Source organism: Embleya hyalina, assembly GCF_003967355.1.
Lineage (GTDB): Bacteria > Actinomycetota > Actinomycetes > Streptomycetales > Streptomycetaceae > Embleya > Embleya hyalina.
Window position 1 is genome coordinate 237,147 of record NZ_BIFH01000022.1, and the last position, 20,254, is coordinate 257,400.

Here is a 20,254-nt window from a genome sequence, read left to right on the forward strand (position 1 = left end):
CACGAAGAAGAACGTTCGTCAATTGTCTTGTTACATGTCGCGGAGGTGGGGCGCTGTGGCCGGGTTCACGGCAGGCGCGGCAGGGGGCGAACGGGGGTCGCCGGACCGCCGTGGCCCGGAGCCGGCATGTCGGAGGTGACCTGTCGGTAGTGCCGCCTCGCCGCGTCACGCAGTGTCGCGAACACCTCCAACATGAGGCCGTGCGCACGGGAGGCCGGCCAGTCCCGCGGCAACAACCGCGCGGGCAGGTCGGGGTCCAGGAACAAGAACTTGCGATACTCGTGGATCACCCGCGTGCGCACCACGAACGCCCGAGGCGGCGGCGGGGGATCGGTCCGCAGGCGCTCGAGCGCCGACTCCCACCGATCGATGTAGTCGCGATAGCCGGCCGCGAGCGTGTCGAGATCCCAACAGCGTGCGGCCCGATCCCGATCCTCCCGGGGGCTCAACGATCGGGCGACCAGTCGGTCGTACTGCACGTCCGGCTCGGCCGCGAGGATCTCGGTCGCCTCCGCCAGGCGGTCCCGGGGCGAAATCCACGTCGACGGCGCGAGCGGCCCGAAGCCCAACCAGGTGAGGCGCTTGCGAAGCCGGGCGCGCGTTGCCCGCTCGGTCTCCGGGACCGAGAAGATCACCATGTGCCAATCACCGGACCATCGGTCGTGCGGGCCGCCCATGATGCGCGCGTACCCCTCGTCGAGGAGCGACCAACCACGCTCCGAGGGCAGGTAGAGGCTCATGCGGCCGGACTTGACGGTCTCGAACCAGCCTTCGCGCCGCAGTCGCGACATGAGCACGCGCAGTGAGTCCGGGGGCACGTCGAACGGCTCGAGCAGGCGCGAGAGCGCCTGCAGGGTGATGTAGCCGGTGTCGGTGCGCACGTACTCGCCGAACACGTCGAACACCAGCGAACGAGGCGAGTTCTCGCCCGCCCCGCCTCCCGCCGCCGTCACCGTCGCGGTATCGCGCATCGGAACACCCCTCGCTCGTCGCCGTACAGGCGATCGCCTCGTCGTGCGGTCGTGGGCCGGCGTGGACACCCACCCTGTGCCGGGCATCCGTGAAGCGGCTTCCACGATGAACTATATGTGACAAGTTCATTGACGATCGTCTCATCGGGCGTTACACATATTCCACCGCTTGCGTGCCGGGGGTCCACGCAACCGGCCCCGCCGTCGCCACACCCGCGTGCCGCGATCCGCAGACGATCCGCACGCCCACCCGAGGTGCGGACGACGGCCGGGCCGGCACATCCGGGCGAGTCCACTCACGTCATCGGAGACTGTGATGAGTGAAACGCGGCAATCACAAGCCTGGCCGAGATCCGGCCTTCTCGTGGTCTTCCTCTGTTTCGTGACGGTCGTGTTCGACGGATACGACCTGATCGTCTACGGAGCCGTCATCCCCGTACTCCTCAAGGAGCCCGGCTGGTCCCTGAGCGTGGCCGAGGCGGGCACGATCGGCAGCTACGGACTGACCGGGATGCTCATCGGGGCCCTGGTCGCGGGGACGATCACCGACATCATCGGCCGAAGGCCGACGATCCTGCTGTGCCTGGGCTGGTTCTCGGTGGCGATGGGCGCGTGCGCGTTCGCGCCCTCGCCCGAGTGGCTCGGCGCCCTGCGGTTCGTCGCGGGACTGGGTCTCGGCGGCGTGATTCCGACCGCCACGGCGTTGACCCTGGAGTACGCCCCCGCCCATCGACGCAGCTTCACGTACGCCCTGATGTTCTCGGGATGGGCGGTCGGCGGCGCCCTGGCCGCCGTCGCCGCCCGTTCGTTGCTGCCGGACTTCGGATGGCGGGGAATGTTCGCGCTCGGAGCGGCACCCCTGCTCGTACTCCCCGTCATGCTCAAGGCCCTCCCCGAGTCCGTCCACTTCCTGCGCACCCGAGGTCGGTTCGCCGAAGCCGACGAACTCGCGTACCGCATGGGGCTGCCGGCACCGATCCGCCCACCCGTGCGGCCGACCGTCGAGGCTCGCGCGTCGCGCGGGCAGTCGGTCGGCTCGCTGTTCGTCGCGCGCTACCGTGCGACCACCGTCGTCTTCTGGGTCACCTGCTTCCTCGGGCTCCTGCTCGTCTACGGGTTGAACACGTGGCTGCCCCAGATCATGCTCAAGGCCGGCTTCTCGCTGGGAGCCTCGTTGAGCTTCCTGCTCGCCCTCAACGCTGGGACCATCCTCGGCGCGCTCGTGATGGCCCGGGCCGCCGACAGGTGGAGCGCCAAACCGGCGATCGTGGCGATGTTCGTGACAGCCGCGGCCTGCATCGCCGGGCTGAGCACCCGACCGCCCGAGGCGATCGCCTACCTGCTGGTGATCGGCGCCGGCTTCGGCGTCGGCACGCAGATCCTCCTCAACTCCTACATCGGCATGTCGTATCCGGTGAAGGCACGTGCGACGGCCCTGGGATGGTCGCTGGGTGTCGGGCGCCTGGGGGCCATCCTCGGGCCCACGATCGGAGGGCACCTGGTCGCGGCCGAACTCGCGCCCGAATGGAACTTCCATTTCTTCGCCGCGATCGCCCTCATCGCCGCGGCCGCCGTCGCCCTGGTCCCCCGCACGACCACGGCGCCCGAACCCGCCGAGGCACCCGAACCGCACGACGACATCGCGGACATCGAGCCGCATCGACACGAGAACCGACACTGATCGCGCGTGCGACCGGGCGGGGGCGGCCGGCCCACGCCCGGGTTCGCTCAGTCGTGTACGGAGAGCACGATCTTGCCCGTGGTGCGGCCGAGTTCGCCGAGGTCGTGGGCCTTCGCCGCGTCCGCGAGAGGGAGCACCGTCGAAACGTGGACGCGCAGGTCGTCCCGCTCGACGAGTTCGGTGATCTCGCGCAGGTCGGCGGCGTCGGGTTCGACGAGTACGAACACCGCGCGCACACCGGCCGCACGGGCCTGTTCGTAGGGGAAGTCGTCCGCCGGAGGGATGATCGTCACCAGCGTCCCGCCCTCGCGCAACGTCCGCAGCGACCGGAGCGGATAGTCGCCGCCGATCGTGTCCAGGACCACGTCCACGTCGCGCACCACCTCGGCGAAGTCGACATCGGTGTAGTCCACCACCTCGGCCACGCCCAGTCCGCGCAGGAACTCGTGCTTGGCGGGGCTCGCGGTGCCGATCACGTGCGCGCCGCGCGCCGCCGCGATCTGCGCCGCCAGGTGGCCGACGCCGCCCGCCGCGCCGTGGATCAGGACGCGTTGCCCCGGGGCGACGTCGGCCGTGACGACCAGCGCCTGCCACGCGGTCAACGCGGCGAGGGGCAGCGCGGCGGCGTGCACGTGGTCGAGCCCGCGCGGCAGGCGCGCGAAGTGGCGCGAGGGGGCCGTGACGTACTCCGCGTACGCGCCCGCGGGATGCGGGAAGCGGGCCATGCCGTACACGTCGTCCCCGGGGGCGAGGGAGGTCACGCCCAGGCCCACGGCCTCGACGACGCCCGCCACGTCGTAGCCGACCGTGTACGGCGGATCCTGGTGCACGAACCCGCCCCTGGTGCGGGTCTTCCAGTCGATCGGGTTCACACCCGCGGCGTGCACGCGCACCAGGACCTCGGTGGGGCCCGGCTCGGGACGTTCGACCTCGACCAGCCGAAGCACGTCGGAACCCCCGGCCACGTCGTGGCGGATCGCACGCATCAGAACCGGGGTGGTGGTCATGCTCATCCTCATTCTCATCGCAACCGGCCATGGACCGTCCCCGCACGCTCCATGGACACCGACACCGAAGGGGCCGGACGACGACCGCACCGTGTTCGATCGACATCGAACACGGCGGCCGGGAAGAAGGGTTCGCGCACGAGGACATGCCCGTCCGGGACTTCCCGGACGTGACGACGATCGTTCTTCACACTCGCGCACCCATAGGAAAAGAGCGCCAAGACGTGGGGAACCCGCCCGTCGCGTTCCGCACCTATGCGTGTCGGTCGCCACCCACACGGGCGTCGTTCGCGCCCACCACGCGGTAGTGCGTCGTCAACCGGCCCGAGTCCCAGACGTTGAACGTCAACATCGGTGGCAGCAACGGGTCGATGTGACCCGCGTGCTCGTCACGTTCCCACGGCAACCGCACCGTGGAGACGATCCCGGGAGCGAGCAGGAGGGGCCTGCCGGCGAACGTCGTGGCGGCCGGACTGTGCACGTGCCCGCACAGCAGCGCGGCGACGTTCGGATGACGCTCGACCAGGTCCGCCAGGTCGGCCTCGCCGAATTGGCGGATGACGTCGAGCGTGGGGATCCGCAACTCCACCGGAGGATGGTGGAAGGCGATGAACACCGGTACGTCGGAAGGCGTTTCGTCGAGAACGCCCGACAACCACGCCAGTGTCTCGGGCGCGAGCAGACCGTCGTGTCGCCCCGGGATCGACGAGTCGCACATCGCGTACACCGCGGACTCGGTGCGCAGCACCTGGTTGACGGGGGTGTCGTCGTCGGCGGATCCGCCCAGCAGGCCGGCGCGGTACGGGCCCCGCACATCGTGATTGCCGGGACCGATCAGGACCGGGTGTCGCGAAGCGAGCACGGTCCGGGCCGTGTCGTACTCGGCGGCGGTGCCGTTGTCCGCGATGTCCCCGGTGACCAGGATCGCGTCGAGGTCGTGCGGAAGCGCGTCGAGGTGGTCCATCGCCGCTCGGGCGCGCTCGACGCTGCGTGCGCCGCCGTCGAAGTGGGTGTCGCTGAGATGAGCGAACACGATCATGCTGTCGATTCCCTCGGATCGGGAGAACGGGTTCCGTGTCCGTGTCGGGACTGCCGGACCACCGGACTGCGGGGTGTGGCGAAGACGGTCGCGTGCGGAGGTTTCACCGTTGACGGAAGGACATCCGTGGCGACGCCGGACAGTCTGATCGCGCTCGGCGGCCGGCTGCCAGGAGAATCACGACACGGCGCGCAGTCGCCACCGTTGCAGTCGACCGCCCGGGACGCAGGTCACCCAGGTGCCGTCACCGGCGCCGGCGATGCCTACGTCGCACCCCTGGTATGTGCTTGCGCCGAAGATGCTTGTCGGCGGGTAGGACACCGGTCCGTAGACGTGAGGCGGGTCCACCCGGAACAGCAGATGTGGACGGTGGCAAGCTTCCGAGAGGCTGTCGCAGCCGGCGAGAGCGAGGTTCGGAGTGAGCAGGCAGGCGGTCGAGATGTCCAGGTCATAGCCGTGGTACGGATGGTCGTCCCAGTCCGCTTCCGGTGCTTCCTCGACGTCGGCCTCCACCGCGATGGTCGACACAGTGCCGCTGCGGAAGTCGCCCGCGACCAACTCGCACGCGTTGTGGGCGAGCCAGCGTTCGCCGCTGGGATGGATGTCGACGGGCTTCATCCAGCCTGTCACGACGACCGTCTCGGAGCCGTTGTCCCAGCGGACCCACCGGCAGGACCAGCCGTCGTGCCCGTCGAATGACCCGTAGCTGGCGTGCTCGCCGTCAGGGTGAAGGAACACGCGGCTGTGGCACCGGTATTCGGTTGCTGTACGGGCCGTTGTACGCCAGTCGCTCACATCGAGCACATGACGATCGACGCCGAACGGCGGGCGGAACGGATATGCGTCTCGCGGCAATGCGTCGGTGTCCGTGGGCCTCGGCACGAATGCCCACAACGAGGTGCCGTCGGGGGTGAACACAGCGCATCCCGCCACATCGTTCGTTCCCTCGATGGAGGGCACGGTGTGGGTCACCTGCCACTGCACCTCACCGCTGCGATCAATCACCACAATACGGTCGGTTACGGCGAATGCCGCGAACCTCAGGTCCGGACTGACGTCAACCCGGCACGTTTGGCCGCCGACACCGGAAGCGGGCTTCTCCCGGAGGATCGCCGCCGGGAGCGGGAAGCTTCCCGTCACGGCGAGCCGGCCATCCATCAACAGCAACTCACCGGCGGCCGACCGTGCCGCCCACCCGCCCCCGCCGATCCGATGCGGCACGTCGAGGACCGGCTCGGCCGATTCACCGATCAGCTCGACCTCGATGGGAGTTGTCGACGCCATCGGGTCAGCATGCATTCCGGGCACCCTTGGCTTTGGTCGGAGCGGGACTACGTGATGGCGACGGGCAGGGACGGCCACGCCGACCATCGCGATGACGAGCGAAGATCGTCCGGCGTGGTGACGCGACCGAGCGTAACGCTCGGTCGATCGCCGGTGCCACTCGTGATGTGGGTACCGATCATTTCGGTACCGGGCTTGTGCCTCACCCGACTGCTGTGCCGTAGGACTTCAAACTCCAAGGCGAGTAAATCGAATCGTCCACACCGCGGGCCGTTGCCGAGACCATGCCAGGTTCGCAGACAGGTACTTCGTGCTCGGCGGGGTGGCTGCCAGGAGAATCACGACACGACACGGACGATCGGCGGTGGACTCGCCGGGGGCGCGTGGCGCGTGGTCGGTCAGTTGTGGGGGTCGCGTGCGCGGGAGTGGACCAGGACGGCGAGTTCGGTGCGGTTGGCGACGCCGAGCTTGGCGAGGATGTGGGACATGTGGACCTTGACCGTGCTGCGTGAGACGAAGAGTTGCTCGGCGATCTCGGGGTTGAGCAGTCCGTCGGCGGCGAGCAGGGCCACCCTGGATTCGGTGGGCGTCAGGCTCTCCCAGCCGCGGGACGCGCGGGACCGGGGGTTGTGCGTGTCGCGGGCGTACACGGCGGCGTCCGGGAGCGACATCGCGGCGCCGTCGGCGAGGGCCCGGGAGAGCGCGGGCTCGTCGAGGGCGTCGGTCGCGACGGCGCGCCTGCCGCTCCAATAGGTGTCCTCCAGCGGGACGCGAACGACGCCCGACGCGTCGCGGGCCGCGTCGACGGCCGCGAACAGCGTGACGGCGCGCCGGTATTCGGCCCGCTCGACGGCCGCGCTCGCGACGAGTTCGGCGGCGGTGACGGCCTCGAGCCACCATCCTTCCCCACAACTCGTGGTCAGCGCGTCCAGGGCGGTGATCTCGGCCGTCCCCGGGTCGTGTTCCCACAGTGCGGCGCGTGCGGTGCCCAGGGTGGCCACCGTGGCGGCGTATCGATTCCCCAGCCGATCGGCGATGCGGGTCACGTGGGCGGCGTGCTCGCGGGCGCCCGCGGGATCGGCCGAGGCGAGCGCGGCGAGCATCAGGATCGACTGGGCCTGCCAGGCCAGGAAGCCGGCGCCCTCCCGTTCGTCGGCGTACACGCGCTCGGCCCACGCGCGGGCGGCGTCGAGGTCGCCGGCGGCCAGTTCGGCGTAGGCGAGTGCCTTGATCAGCAGTCCGCACGCCCAGCGCATCGGTTCGCGCGTGACGCGCTCGAACTCGGCGAGAGCCAGTTCCCGGGCCCGGTGCGGATCCCCCCGAAGGGCCGCCGTCGTCGAGAGCACCTGCACGCGGCAGGTCAGCGCGAACGCGGCGGCCTCGCCCGCGTTGCCGGCCACCGCGGGCACCATGGCGTCCGCCAGTCGCAGCGTCTCGGCGACGTCGCCCGTCGAGCGGGCGCCGACCGCCAGGCACCACAGCGTGAGCGAGCGCACGCCGTCGAAGTCGATGGCCGCCGCCGCGTCGAGTGCCTGACGCGCGATGTCGGACAGCAGCGGGAAGTCGCCCTGCCAGAGCAGGCTCAACGTGTAGCAGCCCAGCGCGTCCGCGAGGGCGAGGTTGTCGTGCGCGCCCTTGGCCAGGTCGACCGCCGCACGGAACATCGGTTGTGCCAGGGGCGGATCGGTGATGCAGATGAAGTTGGCCAGCCGAAGGAGGGCGTGCGAAAGGGCTCTTCGGTCCCCGGAGCGCTTCGCGATCTCGATCGCCTCGGTGGCCGCCGCCTCGGTGCCGGGAAGGTCGCCCGTCCAAAAGGTCAACGTCGAGCGGACGGCCAGCGTCATCGCCCGTGCGGGGTGGGCGGTGTCCGGGACCGCCGCCAACGCCCGGCCCGTGGCCTCCACTCCTTCGGTTAGCGAGCCGCACATGCGCCAGTAGGAGCCCAGAGCGGCGGTGATGCGCAACGCGTCGACGGAGCCGGCGGCGCAGGCGCTCTCCAGCGCGGCCCGCAGGTTCGGCATCTCCACGTCGATCAGCCGGCGCCTGTCCACGCTCAGGGCCCACAGCTCCAGATCCGCCCGTTCCGCGAGAGCCGCGAAGTAGGCGACGTGTCGCTCGTTCACGCGGACGAAGTCCCGCGAGGTCTCGTCGGCGCCGAGCAGCCCGGTGGCGTACTGCCGCATCGGGAGCAGCATCCGATAGCGCGTGTCGCGGGATTTGCCGTCCGCGACGATCAGGGACTTGTCGACCAGTGCGGCCAGCGTGTCGCGTACCCACCTCGCGGTGGGTTCCTCGTCGCCGCACACCGCCTCAGCCGCGTCCGCCGTCCATCCGTCGGTGAACACCGACACGCGCGCGAACAGCAGCTTTTCCCGGTCGGAGAGCAGGGCGTGGCTCCAGTCCAGGCAACGGCGCATCGTCCGGTGACGGGCCTCGCCCCGGGTGGGGCCGCCCGCCAGCAGGCGCAGATCCAATCCGTCGGCGATCTCGCGGAGTGTCATCATGCGCGTGCGTGCCGCGGCCAGTTCGATCGCGAGGGGGAATCCGTCCAGCGCGCGCACGATGCGCTCGACGTCCGCCCGGGTCTCCGGGGTCCGTACGAGGTCGCCGCGTACGAGTTCGACCCGATCGACGAACAGGCGTGTCGCGTCGGAGGGGTCGTGTGCGTCCCCGGCGCCCACCGTCAGTGGTGGAACGCGCCATACGCGCTCGTCGCGAGTGTGCAGGGGAACCCGGCTGGTGGCCAGCACGCGGGCGCGGGGGCACGCCGTCAGGAACGTGTCGGCCACTCTCGCCGCGGCGGCCGGCAGGTGTTCGCAGGTGTCCAGCACGATCACCGCCGACCTCTCCCGCAGGTCGTGGAGCGCGGCGCGCAAGGGTGTCCGCCCGGGTTTGACGCCCGGGGACACGGCCTCGAGCACGGCCGCGTCGACCAGGCGTTCGTCGGCGAGCGCGCCCAGATCCACGAAGACCACGTCCGCGTCGGGATCCTCGGTGGCCAACGCCAGGGCCAGGCGGGTCTTGCCGATCCCACCGGGGCCCACGAGCGTCAACAGGCGCCGGCCGTCGCGCAGGAGCGGACGCAAGGCATCCAGTTCCGAGGCCCGACCGACGAAGTTCGTCAGCAGGGTCGGCCGAGAGCGTGGGTTCACCATGGCGTTCGCCCCGGCTCGGGACGAGCCGACGATCGCCTTTCGGCCACCCTCGCCCGGCGTTCCATGGGTGATTTATACGTGTCCGACCGGCGGTGGGCAAGCCGCCGGGTACACGTCGTGCGTGTCGCGCTCGGGGGAAATCGAGCCATCGCCCGTGTGCCGGTCGGGGCGCGGACGCGGCGTGGTGTCGTGGGCGGCGGTCGGTGACGGTTGCGCGTCGACCGGTCGATCCAGGCGGTACAGGTAGTGCAACGGGGGATCGACGGGGTTGTCCGGCTCCATGGCGCCTTCGCCGACCCGGGTGAAGCCGACACGTTCGAGCACGCGCCACGAGGCGATGTTGCCGGCCGCGACGGCGACCACGATCGCGGGCGTCCGGGCTCGGGCGGCCCAGGTGTCCGCCACGACGGCCCGGATCATCGCCGTGCCGACGCCGCGTCCCACCAGGCCCGGGTCGCCGACCAGATAGTCGATGGTCACGGATTCGGCGGGTACCTCGATGAACTCCTCGAACTCCGCGAGGTACTCGGGATAGTCCGCCAGGCGCGAGCGCTGGACCAGGCCCACCGGCGTCCCGTCGCGCAGCGCGAGCAGGTCCTCCGACGGCTCCAGGCCGTCCGCGGCGTCGCCGAAGTCGCGGGCCACCGCTTCGGGTTCCGTCTCGTGGTTCCACCAGCGGCGCACGTGCGGCCGCGACAACCAGGAGGCGAGGAGAGGAAAATCGGCGCGGAGCACCCGGCGAAATCGGAAGTGGGCCGGCGCGGGCCCGGGCTCGACGTCCTGCATGTCTGTCACCGTTTCGTGCGGGGCGAACGGTGGTCGTCCCTCGTGTGGGGCACGACCCGGTCCGCGGCGACCCGATGCCCGTCGGGTCGCCGGGCCGACATCGTACGCCGCGCGGTGGGAGATCGGTGGGTCGCGCCGGCGGGTCCGGTCGGTGCCCCCGCGACGAGGGGCCGAAAACGGTCCTGTATAGGCTCCCGCGATGCGTGAAAAGGGCAGCGCCGGCGCCGGTCCCGTTCCCCCGTGGCCCACCTACGAGGCGTTCCTGCGCGAACACGGCGATCCGGCACCGGATTCCGGATGCGGCGCATCCTGCGGGCGCGCCGGCCACGTGTGCGACGACCCGGGTCGGGTGATCGTGCGGGGCTGGTCGCGGCGGATGGACGAGGTGTCCGCCGCGGCGGGCCTGCTCGAACACTGGCTGCCGGCGCCGTCGGGGGCCGACGGGTCGACGTGGCGGGTGTCCGTGTTCCGTACGACATCCGGTGGGGCGAGCCGGGCGAGCGATCGTGACCGCGCGCCGATCGACGCCCTGGCGGAGGTCACGGGCGTCGCCGGGTACCCGGGGGTGTTCGTCGACGCCGGAGCGGCCGGACGACGACACCCCGTCGCGGTACGACCGCTTCCCTCCGCCGTCGGAGCGGCCCCGACGGTCCCGACGCACGGGGACGAGCGGCCCATCGTCGCCGGGGTCACGCGATCGCTCGTGGCGACACTCGACCCCGGCGGAGAGGCGACAAACGACGTCCGGGTCCGGCTGCTCGTCGCGCATCTCGCCGGTGTGCTCGTCCGCGACGGGGGTCACGAAGTGCTGTGGGTGGACGTCGCCCACGAGCCCGGCGGCGACCCGATCGACGGCGAGCTGCACCTGCTGTTTCGTCACCGCGACGGCCCGATCACCCGGCTGGCGGTGGCGCCCGTACGCACACACGCCGAGGGCCGCGCACGGCCGGATCCGGCCTGTGTCCTGGCCGGCCATCGCGGATGCGGCTCGCTGGGCGAGGAGGACCATCGCCGCGCCGCCTTCCGTACGCGAACCGCCTGTACCACCGCGCTCCTCGCCGAATTCCTGAACCTGAACAACAACGAGCCGATGACCTGCACGGTCGCGGTCGAACCCCACGGTCTCGACTTGCCCGACGATCCGCGGGCCGACGACCGGGAGGTGTGGACCCGGTTCCGCGCCTCACCGCTGTGGAGCGAGATCCGGGAAGGTACTGAACTCCCTTATGAATCATGGGAGTTCGATCACAACCACCACGACGACGGGCTGTTCCGGGTGGACGCCTCGGGCCTGACCGCGCTCGTGGACGCCGTTCGGGAGGAACTCGTGGGCAGCCACATGATGTCGTCCGGCCACGACGAGGCGAGGACGTCGGCCGATCCGACCGGACACCTCCTCCCATGGCTCGTCCGCGATCTCTTCGCCGAGGTGACCTACCGGGTCTTCGGCGCCGTGCCCGAGGCACCACGACTCGCCTACGCCGCGGGACTGCCCTTCCACTGGTTCGACGGCGAGTACACCGAGGACCGGCAGGACTTCGGCGTCCTGGTCCTGGTCGGCCCCGAAAACGTAGGCATCGTCACCATCGACGCCCGCGCGTGATCGACCGGACGGACCTCGACACACGTCCAACAGACGGTCGGTGCGTCAGCGCACGGCCTCCAACACGGCCTCGCACAGCGCGACGTCCACGGCGTCGACAGGGACGAGCAGATCGGCCTCGAGCAGCAGGATCGTCGCCTCGGGGCGGATGTCGTAGAACTCGACGACCTCCTTGAGCCCCATCCCGGTCCGGATGATCCCGACACCCCGACCGGTCGACCCGTCGAGGCCCCGGGTGAGCCACCAGAGGCCGTCCATCACATACATCGCGTCGACCTCGTCGAACGCGCCCAGACGCCACGCCCGGGCCACCATGCCGCAGACGGTGTCCCAGAACAACGGCGCCGGCGAGCCCGCGAGGGCCCGCCGGCTTCGCTCGGCGAGGCGGACGACCATGGCGTCCACACCCGCCTCCGAGGGCGCGCCCATCGCGGCGAGATCGACGACCACCGACCAGTCGCAGCCCAGACGCACGAGACGGTTCGCGATCCCCGGCCAACCGTCGTGCGCGATCTCGCCGGCGGGACCGGTGGCCAGGGAATGAATCACCTGGACCAATCCCGGAGCCGTCACGACCGTGGGGTGTACACGCGAGACACCGACGTACCACCCTTCCCACCCGGCGGGTCGAGCTCCCCGCGGGCCACCTCGCTCGACGGCGCCGGCGCGCCGGCGCCGTCGTCGACCGCCCCCGCTGCCCGTGACCCGGTCGCGCGCGAGGGAGGCTCGGCGGCCAGTGCCTCACGCACCGACTCCATCACGAGCCGACGCTCCTCCGCCAACACCTGTTCCGCTCTCGCCGTGACCCGGTACACCCGACGGATCGTGCCCTCGACCACCCGCTGCTCCGACACCAGCAGTTCCTCCGCCTCCATACGGCGCAGCGTGGGGTACAGCACCCCGCCGGTCACCTCGTACCCGAGCCCCGTCAGACTCCGCAGCAGACTCGCCCCGTGAGCCGAACCGCCCGCGGCGGTCAGCCGCAGGACGTGTGATCGCAACGCCGCCCGTGTCGGCCTGCCCGTCCCCATCACGACGCTCCGCGACCAGGCTCGTCGCACGGAGCCGACCGGCCTCGAACCCCGACCGGACCGGTGCTCCCGCGAACCGCGCGAGCGGCACACGATTCGACCCGCCTCCCGCGTTTCCCCGCATTGTGTTCCACGCCCGGTACCGTGTCCCGCGGACTGCGGGACCCGCTTGTAGAAACCCGCCGCCGGCCACGAAGTCCCCGTCGCGGCCCGGGAGTACGGGTATCGGATCGTTGTGGCGACCGCGGTGGACGTCCGGGCCTTCGGCTCTTGTTCCCCCGGCCCGTGTTCGGGTCCGACGATGTGGGGCTTCCTCACGCGTCGGACGTGAACCCGTCCAGGACCTCGTCGAGGCCGGCGCCGATGCGTTCGGGGCTCATGCCGCGTTGTCGCTGGTAGGTGATCATGCTCGCGCTGAGCGGGGCCAGGAGCGCGTCGGCGAGGTAGGAGGCGTCGGATCCGGGTCGGGCCTCGGCGACGAGGGCGGCCAGGTGCGCGTGGTGCACCCCGTACGCCCCGCCGTATCGGGCGTGTGCGGAGTTCATCTCGGCGACCATCAGCAGGGTGGGCTGCGCCTCCACTCGATCGTGCAGGGCGTGCAGGAAGGCCCGGATGCGCTCCAGGGGAGGGGCACCCGGGCCCAGCGGCGGTGGCCCCGACATGAACGCCGCCTGGAGTTCGCGCTCCTTTTCGTCCAGGAGGGCGTAGGCCAGGCCCGCGCGGTCGCCGAAGCGGCGGTACAGCGTGCCCACGCCCACGCCCGCGCTCTGGGCGACCTCCTCCATCGACAGCGCTTCCACGCCCTTGGTGGCCACGATGTGCGACGCCGCGTCCAGGATCTTTCGGCGGTTGCGGGCCGCGTCCGCCCGTTCGATCGGTTCCGTCGGGTGAAGCATCGGTAGGTCCGTCGACTCGTTCGCCACGTTCCACTCCCTCGTCGATGGTGCCCGGTTTCCCGGTCGTGCGGCCGGGGTGAAGGTGTTTACCCGCCGTGGACTACCCGCTGCGGAGGTTACCGGAACCTCTTCCGTTTAGCGTTGCGCGGCCGTCGACGTCCGGATACCCTCGGCATAAGCGGATTGCGTTCCGCTTAGCCGATGCCCTCCGCCCCACCTCCACCGCGTCACGCACGCGGAGCCGGGCGACGCGACGAGGACGACCCCCGGCGCGGCATCGGGACACGAGAACCGACGCGACGAGGCCCCCGCCCGCGCGGTCGAAACGTGGACACCCCTCCGCCCGCGAAGGAGACGAAGTGCACGACTCATCGGCGACGGATCCGCCCGTGCCGCGCAAGGCCGCGTCGGATCTCGATTCCCGACTGCGCGGGGACGTGCTCCTCCCGGACGACCCCGGCTACGCCGAGGCCGTCGCCGCGCACAACCGCACCGTGCCGCACCGGGTCGCGATCGTCGTGCTGCCCGAGGACGCCGACGACGTCCGCGAAGCCGTGGCGTTCGCCGCGACGTACGCGCTGCCCGTGGCCGTCCAGGCCACCGGCCACGGCCCGTCCGTCACCGCCGACGACGGCCTGCTCGTCGTCACCCGCCGACTCGACGGCGTCACCATCGACGTCGAGGCCCGGATCGCCCGCGTCGAGGCCGGCGTGCGATGGGGCAGGGTCGTCACCGAGGCCGCCTCCCGGGGGCTGGCACCGCCCAACGGGTCGTCGCCGCTGGTCGGCGCGATCGGATACGTGCTCGGCGGCGGCGTGGGCCCCCTGGGCCGCACATATGGATACGCGGCCGACCACGTGCGCTCGTTCGACGTGGTGACCGCCGACGGCGCGGCCCGCACCGTCTCCGCCGACTCCGAACCCGACCTGTTCTGGGCGCTGCGCGGCGGCAAGGGCAACTTCGGCGTGGTCACGGCCATGGAGATCGGCCTGTTCCCGGTCTCCGAGCTGTACGGCGGCGGCCTGTTCCTCCCCGGCGAATCCGCCGCCGACATCCTGCGGGCCTACCGGGACTGGACCACGACCGTGCCCGAGCGGACGGCCTCCTCCATCGCGTTCATCCGATACCCCGACCTGGACGACGTCCCGGAACCATTGCGCGGCAGGTACGTGGCCCACATCCGCGTCTGCCACTTCGGTCCGGAGGAGAGCGGCCGACGCCTGGTGGCCCCGCTGCGGGCCATCGGAACCGCCCTGATCGACACCGTCGGGCGCATGCCCTACACCGATATCGGAACGATCAACGGCGACCCCACCGAACCCGGCCCGTACCACGAACGTTCGACCCTGTTGCGCTCGTTGGACGACGACGCCGTCGACACCCTGATCGAGCTGATCGGCGCGCGGGCGGACAGCCCGCTCCTGGCGGTCGAGATCCGCCACCTCGGCGGCGCCCTCTCGCGCACGCCGTCCGTCCCCTCCGCGATCGGCTTCCGTGACGCGGCGTTCAGCCTGTTCGCCGCGAGCGTCCCCGCCCCGGACCGGGTGGCCGAGGCCGTCGCGTACCAGACCCGGCTGATGGCCGCGATGAGCCCGTGGTCGACGGGCGGCCCCTATGTGTGTTTCATCGGCGGCCACGAGGTGGACGAGGCCACCGTGCGCGCCGCCTGGGAACCGTCGATCCATCGGCGACTCGCCGAAGTGAAACGGCGATACGACCCGACGAACCTCTTCCGCCTCAACCACAACATCCCGCCCGCGTGAGGGCGACATGCCCGCGGACCGCGCGGTGGGACCCCGGCAACGGCCGCGGGCTCCACGACACTTCGTCGTGGAGCCCGCGCGCACCACCGGTTCAGGCGGCCCGGCCCCGCAGGAACTGCGCCGCCTTCTCCGCCACACGCCGGCCCTGGAAGGTCGCCGCGGCCAGTTCCTCCGGCGAGGGGTCCTTGGCGACGTGCACGCTGCTGGCCCCGTAGGGGTTCCCGCCTCCCGCGGACACCACGTCGTCGGCGTAGCCGGGCGGGACGATGATGGCACCCCAGTGCATGAACACGTTGTACATGCTGATGATGGTCGACTCCTGGCCGCCGTGTACGTCGTCGGAGCTGGTGAACCCGCTGACGAGCTTGTCGACCAGCCTGCGCTCGAACCAGAGCCCGCCGGTGGTGTCGAAGAACTGCTTCAGTTGCGCGGAGACGTTGCCGAACCGGGTCGGAGAGCCGAAGAGGTACGCGTCCGCCCACAGCAGGTCGTCGAGCGTGGCCTCCGGCACGTCAGCGGTCAGCCGGGCGTGCTCGGCCCAGTCGGGGTTGCTGCGGATGGCCTCCTCGGGGGCCAGTTCGCGCACCTTGCGCAGGCGGACCTCCGCACCGGTGGCCTCCGCGCCCTCGGCGATGGCCTTGGCCAGTTGGTACACGTGTCCGGTGGAGCTGTAGTGGATGACCGCGACGTTGACGCTCATGATCGATTCCTTTGATCGGGGGTTGTTTCGCGTGCCCGGGAGTGCTTCGGGTCGCTTCGTTGCCTGCCGTTGCCCGTCGTCGCCTGTTCGGCGCGTTCCGCCCGTCCCGTCAGTCGGCGGCCCGGTGCAGCAGGTCCTCGTAGACGTGCGGCTCGTCCCGTTCGACGACCGGGAATCCGACGCCCCACGCGCCTTCCCAGCGCAGGTCGATGCCGGGGTTGTGGTGGGCGGAGCCGTCGGGGAGGAACAGGGTCGGGCTGCCCTGCACGGTGTCGCCCGCGCACAGCGGGATCTGTCGTTCGATCTCCGCGCGCGCCGATCCCTCGACCAGGCCCGCCCTGATCGCGTCGGCGTCCACGTCCTCGCAGTCGGCCGCGACGCGGAGCACCTCGTGTCGCATCGAGATGTTGCGGCTGTGGCCGAACAGCGCGACCCGCAGGGCGCGGTCGAGTGCCTCGCTCGCGGCCGATCCCTGGCGTTTGGCGATCTCCACGGCCTCCATGGCCATCAGCGTGGTGACCGGGTACTCGTGCGCGGGCGCCTGCCACACCTGCCACCCCGCCTCGGGCGCGAGGGCGCCGGCGACGGGGATCTCCGCGTCCAGGATCAGCTTGGGCGTGGCCATGTCGTTGATCAGTTCGAGCGGGAACGCCCGGATGTCGAAGCGCACCCGCTCGCGCAGGCCCAGCCGCGCGCGAGTGGTGTGCAGCCGGTGCACGGCCACGTGTGCCCAGGGGCAGCCGATGTCGGCGAAACAGACGATCGTCCCCGGGGGGACCTCGATGGCGGGGGTGAGTATCGGGGTGTCCATGTCCTGCTCCACATCGCCGTCCCGCCCGGCCCGGCCGGTGCCCGAGCCCAAAGCGGAATGCGTTCCGATTACCCCGTCAGGCTAACCGGAACCCGTTCCGGATGCAATCGGGCCACGACCCCCTCACACCCGTCCGGACGGGCGGGCGAGACGGGGCAACGGCGTGCGAGGCGCCGGCTGGCACGGGCGCTGCGACGACCTCACGGTGTGCGCGACCGGCCACGGCTGCCCCTTCCGTTCGCCCGGCTCGCCGACGAGGAGCGTCATCCCGGACCCTGTTGCCGGCCCCACCCCGGACGCCGCCCTGCGGCCCATACGCAGCGAAGCACTGCTTCACGAGGTCAGGGGTGGCCCGCGGAAACACACCGTCGAATTGCCTCCGTTGCCGCCCGGTCCGGTGATCGTGGAGGCCCACCTGGCGGAGGACAAGCCTTTCTCGGTGCAGGGAGACGGGCTGGGCCGCACCCGTTTCGGGCGACCTCCGCAGGGCGACGGCAGGGCGGAGCGGGTGCTGTGGTGTACCGCCGGGGGCGCCGAGTCGATCAAGGTCAAGGCGAAGACTCCATCGGACCACGCAACCGACAGGACTGCCCGAACCGTCGGCGGGGCGGCTCGGCTGCCCGACGGCGTGTCTTCCGCCGGTCGTTCCAGGCGAGTTCGGTGGCCTGTTCCTCACCACGTTCGATGACGTCCGCGGGGTGCGCGCCACCGCTGTGGCCGCCCGAGGAGACGGCCTATACGAGCCGCGCGCCCTCGGGAGGCGTTGCGTCCAGGCCCCACAGCAGGCCTCGTCCCTCCCGTGTCGCGAGTCGCGCGACGGCACGGAGCACCGCCGCCGACAGCGGGCAACTGTTCCCGTCGGTGCACGCTCCCACTCCGGCGCCGCGGGCGGCCTCGACGGCGGAGAAGGCCGCATCGACGAGTGGCAGGGGATGGCCGTCGAGCGCGTCGGCCAACAGCAGGGTCTCATCGGGGTCGAGCCAACCGTATATGCCCGCGAAGCAGTCGACACCGGCCTGTCTCCAGGCGTCGCCCCGGCTCTCCAACCATTCGAGCAGGGTCCGAAGGTCTTGGTCGTACTCGAGAAGGCCTCGGAGGTCGACGCAGACACCGAGGGATCCCGGCAGCGTGACGTTGCCCATGAAGGCGCCGTCGCCGAGGCAGGTCTCCTCGACCGCCACCCGGAAAAGGTCGCACACTCGCAGCCAGTCGCCGTGATCCGGCGGCAACGTGTGGTCGTCCACGTCCGAGCGTGGCACCCGGCGCGGCTCACCTCGGCGCTTGGGACGTGACGCGGGTCGGGGGAACAACTCGGTGGGCAACGCCCCGGCGAGGTCGTGCCCGGCCATCAGATCGAAGGTCAACTCCCTGAGGTGGGGCGTGAACCGCGGGACCGGAGTGGGCCGCGGCCGTCCCCTGTTCCACACCGCCTCCAACCACGGCTCGGCCACTCCTTCGGCGTGCAGCCGTCGGATGGCTGGTACGACTTCTTCGTGGAATCGCCGGTAGTCGAAGAGGTATATACCGGAATCGACGATCATCCTGCCTGCCCGGATCGATGGCCTGGTCGCGCGATGTCGTGGTGGGCATCGGCGAGCGCGTGTTCGCAGTCTCCCCCGACGGCGGGAACCCGCAGCACGCCGGCTTCGCTTCGCGGGATCTCCCACCGCCGGCGAGGTCCGCGCCCACGACCCGATCCGGTCACCGAGGTGCGGCTGCCGTGGCATGGAGTTGTCGTCCCGAGATGATGGGATGCGGGGTGGTCGTTTCCGGGTCCCTGTAGGAGTTGGTGCCGATGACACGGTGGGTCGAGATCATTCGGGGCAGGTACCGGGGGTACATCGGTGAGGCGCTCGACGCCGACGTGGTTGTCGACGTCGGCGTCGAGAGCGACGGCACCCCGGGGATCTGGGACGAGGGGGAGTACGACGACGAATGGGAGGAGGAACCGATATCGGTCCGTGTCATCGGCGTGCCGGTCGGGCGGCCCGAGGTGGTGTCCGTCGCGCGAGGGGATCTCCGCCCGGTCGTGGACACGACCGCCGCGTTCCGCGCATGGGTGGCCGGTGACCACGCGGCCGCGGCCAGGGCCGAGGACCTGACGTTCTTCGTCGAGCGATTGCACCTTCCCGACACGGACCCGGCCGCCGAGTGGGACGCGTACGTCGCCCACGAGGCGGGTGTGCGTGCCCGTTGCCAGGCCCGACGCAAGGACGTACTGGACGCGTTCGACCGTGAGTTGGCGGGGCTCGCGCCCGCGGACCTGGCACGGGTGGTGCAACGGGATGTGGCGCGGTGGCTGCCCGACGTGGTTCGTCGGGCCCACGGCGGCCCGGCTGATGTCGAGCTCACTCCGGAAGACCGCCTGCTCGCGGCCATTTTCGGCACCGGTGAACCGGAAAGCTCGATCTGGGACCGGGCCCGTGAGCGCTCGTACCTCGTGGAGCGGGCCGCAGCCGACCGCGCATACCTGCGGTGGAAAGCCGATACGGCCCAAATCGAGGACCATCCTGGTCTTCGCCGTGCCGCCGCGAATCGCGTGCGGCGGGATCGCCCGGCGATCGAACGGCGTTGCCGCGAAGTGTGGGGTGTGGTCCTGCCGGACTCGATCTTCCGGTTCCAGGAATTCCTCCTCGCGCTCGGCCCGGTCGAACGCACGGCGTTCGGCGAGGACCTGGGCCTGTACACGTGCGGGATCATGGCCGTGTTCGACGACCCGGCCTGGCGGCCGGCCGACGGGTCGGACCCGCGCATGCACTGGCGCTACTACTGGGACCCACCGGAGTTCGTCACCTTCCTCAACGGCCCGTACCCCGGCGAGCACCACGGACTGTGGTTCGACGACGGACACACGTGCACCGGTGTGCTCCGCCACAGCCCCAAGGACAACTCCGACTTCGGGTTTCCCGAGGGGGGCACACCCCTCGAGGCGGTCCGGGCGGCGATCGAGAACTTCTTCCTGCACCACGGCGACGAGGACGACTGCGATGCGGACCCCGTACCCGCCCGATACCGGGTTCGGCTGCTGCGGGAGACGCTGATGCGCTACGAGACGGGCGACCGTCCCGAGCATGGCCACGATTACGACCTGCGGTGCTCACGCGGTGACGACTGGTATCGCACCGTGGATCCGACCCGCGTCACCACGCTCGATGGAGCAGGAGCACTCGTCACCGGGGCGACGATTCTCGATCGGGGGCACCAACGCAGGGGCGAGAACCGTACGTTGACCGATCACATCCGTGAGGCGCTCGCCGCCGACCCGTCGGCCCTGCACCGCTTGGTCGCGGATGCGAAGGACCGCTGCCGCGCGGGTGACCCGGCCGAGGCGTTGGCCCTGGGCCGCGACCTGCACTTCATCAGCGACGACGACAGCCTCCCTCGCCGTGTCCGCATCCCGGAACGCGAACGTGCCGCCGCCGAGCTCCTCGCGATGGCCTACCGGGCCCTGGGCCGCGACAACCTCGCCGACCTCGCCGAACTCGACCTGCGCGAACGGAAGATTCCCTGGGCCACACCGAACTGAA

General features: G+C 70.9%; 16 protein-coding genes. 4 read left to right on the plus strand and 12 right to left on the minus strand.

The window, feature by feature from the left end:
- Positions 1-65 precede the first annotated feature (65 nt).
- Entirely contained in the window at positions 66-971 is a 906-nt protein-coding gene (locus tag EMA17_RS23170) for a PaaX family transcriptional regulator (protein WP_160161524.1), read from the minus strand.
- A 382-nt stretch (positions 972-1,353) separates the two neighbouring features.
- On the opposite strand from EMA17_RS23170, the gene EMA17_RS23175 reads away from it, so the two are divergent.
- Positions 1,354-2,652: an MFS transporter gene (locus EMA17_RS23175; RefSeq protein WP_218042993.1), complete on the plus strand. Its 1,299-nt coding sequence runs from the start codon at positions 1,354-1,356 to the stop codon at positions 2,650-2,652.
- 47 nt (positions 2,653-2,699) lie between these two features.
- On the opposite strand, the gene EMA17_RS23180 is transcribed toward EMA17_RS23175, so the two are convergent.
- From EMA17_RS23180 to EMA17_RS23200, 5 genes are all read right to left on the minus strand, one after another.
- On the minus strand, positions 2,700-3,665 hold the full coding sequence (locus EMA17_RS23180; protein ID WP_126639035.1) for an NADP-dependent oxidoreductase: 966 nt from the start codon (positions 3,663-3,665) through the stop codon (positions 2,700-2,702).
- Between the two features lie 247 nt (positions 3,666-3,912).
- On the minus strand, positions 3,913-4,698 hold the full coding sequence (locus EMA17_RS23185) for a metallophosphoesterase (RefSeq protein WP_126639036.1): 786 nt from the start codon (positions 4,696-4,698) through the stop codon (positions 3,913-3,915).
- A 177-nt stretch (positions 4,699-4,875) separates the two neighbouring features.
- Positions 4,876-5,982: a hypothetical protein gene (locus tag EMA17_RS23190; RefSeq protein WP_126639037.1), complete on the minus strand. Its 1,107-nt coding sequence runs from the start codon at positions 5,980-5,982 to the stop codon at positions 4,876-4,878.
- A gap of 398 nt (positions 5,983-6,380) precedes the next feature.
- The gene (locus EMA17_RS23195) at positions 6,381-9,137 is read right to left on the minus strand and encodes a helix-turn-helix transcriptional regulator (protein ID WP_126639038.1); all 2,757 of its coding nucleotides are present in this window, start codon (positions 9,135-9,137) and stop codon (positions 6,381-6,383) included.
- A gap of 72 nt (positions 9,138-9,209) precedes the next feature.
- Positions 9,210-9,923 (minus strand): GNAT family N-acetyltransferase, encoded by a 714-nt coding sequence (locus EMA17_RS23200; RefSeq protein ID WP_126639039.1) that lies wholly within the window; start codon positions 9,921-9,923, stop codon positions 9,210-9,212.
- 199 nt (positions 9,924-10,122) lie between these two features.
- Here EMA17_RS23200 and EMA17_RS23205 point away from each other — a divergent pair, with 199 nt between their 5' ends.
- A complete protein-coding gene (locus EMA17_RS23205; protein WP_126639040.1) occupies positions 10,123-11,526 on the plus strand; it encodes a hypothetical protein in 1,404 nt (467 codons plus the stop codon).
- A 45-nt stretch (positions 11,527-11,571) separates the two neighbouring features.
- On the opposite strand, the gene EMA17_RS23210 is transcribed toward EMA17_RS23205, so the two are convergent.
- From EMA17_RS23210 to EMA17_RS23220, 3 genes are all read right to left on the minus strand, one after another.
- A complete protein-coding gene (locus EMA17_RS23210; RefSeq protein WP_126639041.1) occupies positions 11,572-12,075 on the minus strand; it encodes a hypothetical protein in 504 nt (167 codons plus the stop codon).
- A 20-nt stretch (positions 12,076-12,095) separates the two neighbouring features.
- Positions 12,096-12,527, minus strand: a complete 432-nt coding sequence (locus EMA17_RS23215) for a PadR family transcriptional regulator (protein WP_246126835.1) — start codon at positions 12,525-12,527, stop codon at positions 12,096-12,098.
- 344 nt (positions 12,528-12,871) lie between these two features.
- A complete protein-coding gene (locus tag EMA17_RS23220) occupies positions 12,872-13,453 on the minus strand; it encodes a TetR/AcrR family transcriptional regulator (RefSeq protein WP_126639043.1) in 582 nt (193 codons plus the stop codon).
- Positions 13,454-13,812: 359 nt separating this feature from the next.
- Between EMA17_RS23220 and EMA17_RS23225 the strand changes: the two genes are divergently transcribed.
- Entirely contained in the window at positions 13,813-15,216 is a 1,404-nt protein-coding gene (locus tag EMA17_RS23225) for an FAD-binding oxidoreductase (protein ID WP_246126836.1), read from the plus strand.
- A gap of 91 nt (positions 15,217-15,307) precedes the next feature.
- On the opposite strand, the gene wrbA is transcribed toward EMA17_RS23225, so the two are convergent.
- The 3 genes from wrbA to EMA17_RS23240 form a co-directional block, all read right to left on the minus strand.
- Entirely contained in the window at positions 15,308-15,916 is a 609-nt protein-coding gene (gene wrbA / locus EMA17_RS23230) for an NAD(P)H:quinone oxidoreductase (protein WP_126639044.1), read from the minus strand.
- 109 nt (positions 15,917-16,025) lie between these two features.
- Positions 16,026-16,727 (minus strand): DsbA family oxidoreductase, encoded by a 702-nt coding sequence (locus EMA17_RS23235; RefSeq protein ID WP_126639045.1) that lies wholly within the window; start codon positions 16,725-16,727, stop codon positions 16,026-16,028.
- 734 nt (positions 16,728-17,461) lie between these two features.
- Positions 17,462-18,268 carry a hypothetical protein gene (locus EMA17_RS23240; protein WP_126639046.1) on the minus strand — a complete coding sequence of 269 codons (807 nt, stop codon included), beginning with the start codon at positions 18,266-18,268 and terminating at the stop codon, positions 17,462-17,464.
- Positions 18,269-18,522: 254 nt separating this feature from the next.
- On the opposite strand from EMA17_RS23240, the gene EMA17_RS23245 reads away from it, so the two are divergent.
- Entirely contained in the window at positions 18,523-20,253 is a 1,731-nt protein-coding gene (locus tag EMA17_RS23245) for an ADP-ribosylation family protein (protein ID WP_126639047.1), read from the plus strand.
- Position 20,254: the final 1 nt, after the last annotated feature.

Bases quoted from the DNA above. Each gene is read 5' to 3' on its own strand.
- wrbA (WP_126639044.1), bottom strand. From the start codon at position 15,916: ATGAGCGTCAACGTCGCGGTCATCCACTACAGCTCCACCGGACACGTG.
- EMA17_RS23200 (WP_126639039.1), bottom strand. From the start codon at position 9,923: ATGCAGGACGTCGAGCCCGGGCCCGCGCCGGCCCACTTCCGATTTCGC.
- EMA17_RS23185 (WP_126639036.1), bottom strand. From the start codon at position 4,698: ATGATCGTGTTCGCTCATCTCAGCGACACCCACTTCGACGGCGGCGCA.
- EMA17_RS23195 (WP_126639038.1), bottom strand. From the start codon at position 9,137: ATGGTGAACCCACGCTCTCGGCCGACCCTGCTGACGAACTTCGTCGGT.
- EMA17_RS23190 (WP_126639037.1), bottom strand. From the start codon at position 5,982: ATGGCGTCGACAACTCCCATCGAGGTCGAGCTGATCGGTGAATCGGCC.
- EMA17_RS23235 (WP_126639045.1), bottom strand. From the start codon at position 16,727: ATGGACACCCCGATACTCACCCCCGCCATCGAGGTCCCCCCGGGGACG.
- EMA17_RS23170 (WP_160161524.1), bottom strand. From the start codon at position 971: ATGCGCGATACCGCGACGGTGACGGCGGCGGGAGGCGGGGCGGGCGAG.
- EMA17_RS23220 (WP_126639043.1), bottom strand. From the start codon at position 13,453: ATGCTTCACCCGACGGAACCGATCGAACGGGCGGACGCGGCCCGCAAC.
- EMA17_RS23245 (WP_126639047.1), top strand. From the start codon at position 18,523: ATGACACGGTGGGTCGAGATCATTCGGGGCAGGTACCGGGGGTACATC.
- EMA17_RS23240 (WP_126639046.1), bottom strand. From the start codon at position 18,268: ATGATCGTCGATTCCGGTATATACCTCTTCGACTACCGGCGATTCCAC.
- EMA17_RS23180 (WP_126639035.1), bottom strand. From the start codon at position 3,665: ATGAGCATGACCACCACCCCGGTTCTGATGCGTGCGATCCGCCACGAC.
- EMA17_RS23205 (WP_126639040.1), top strand. From the start codon at position 10,123: ATGCGTGAAAAGGGCAGCGCCGGCGCCGGTCCCGTTCCCCCGTGGCCC.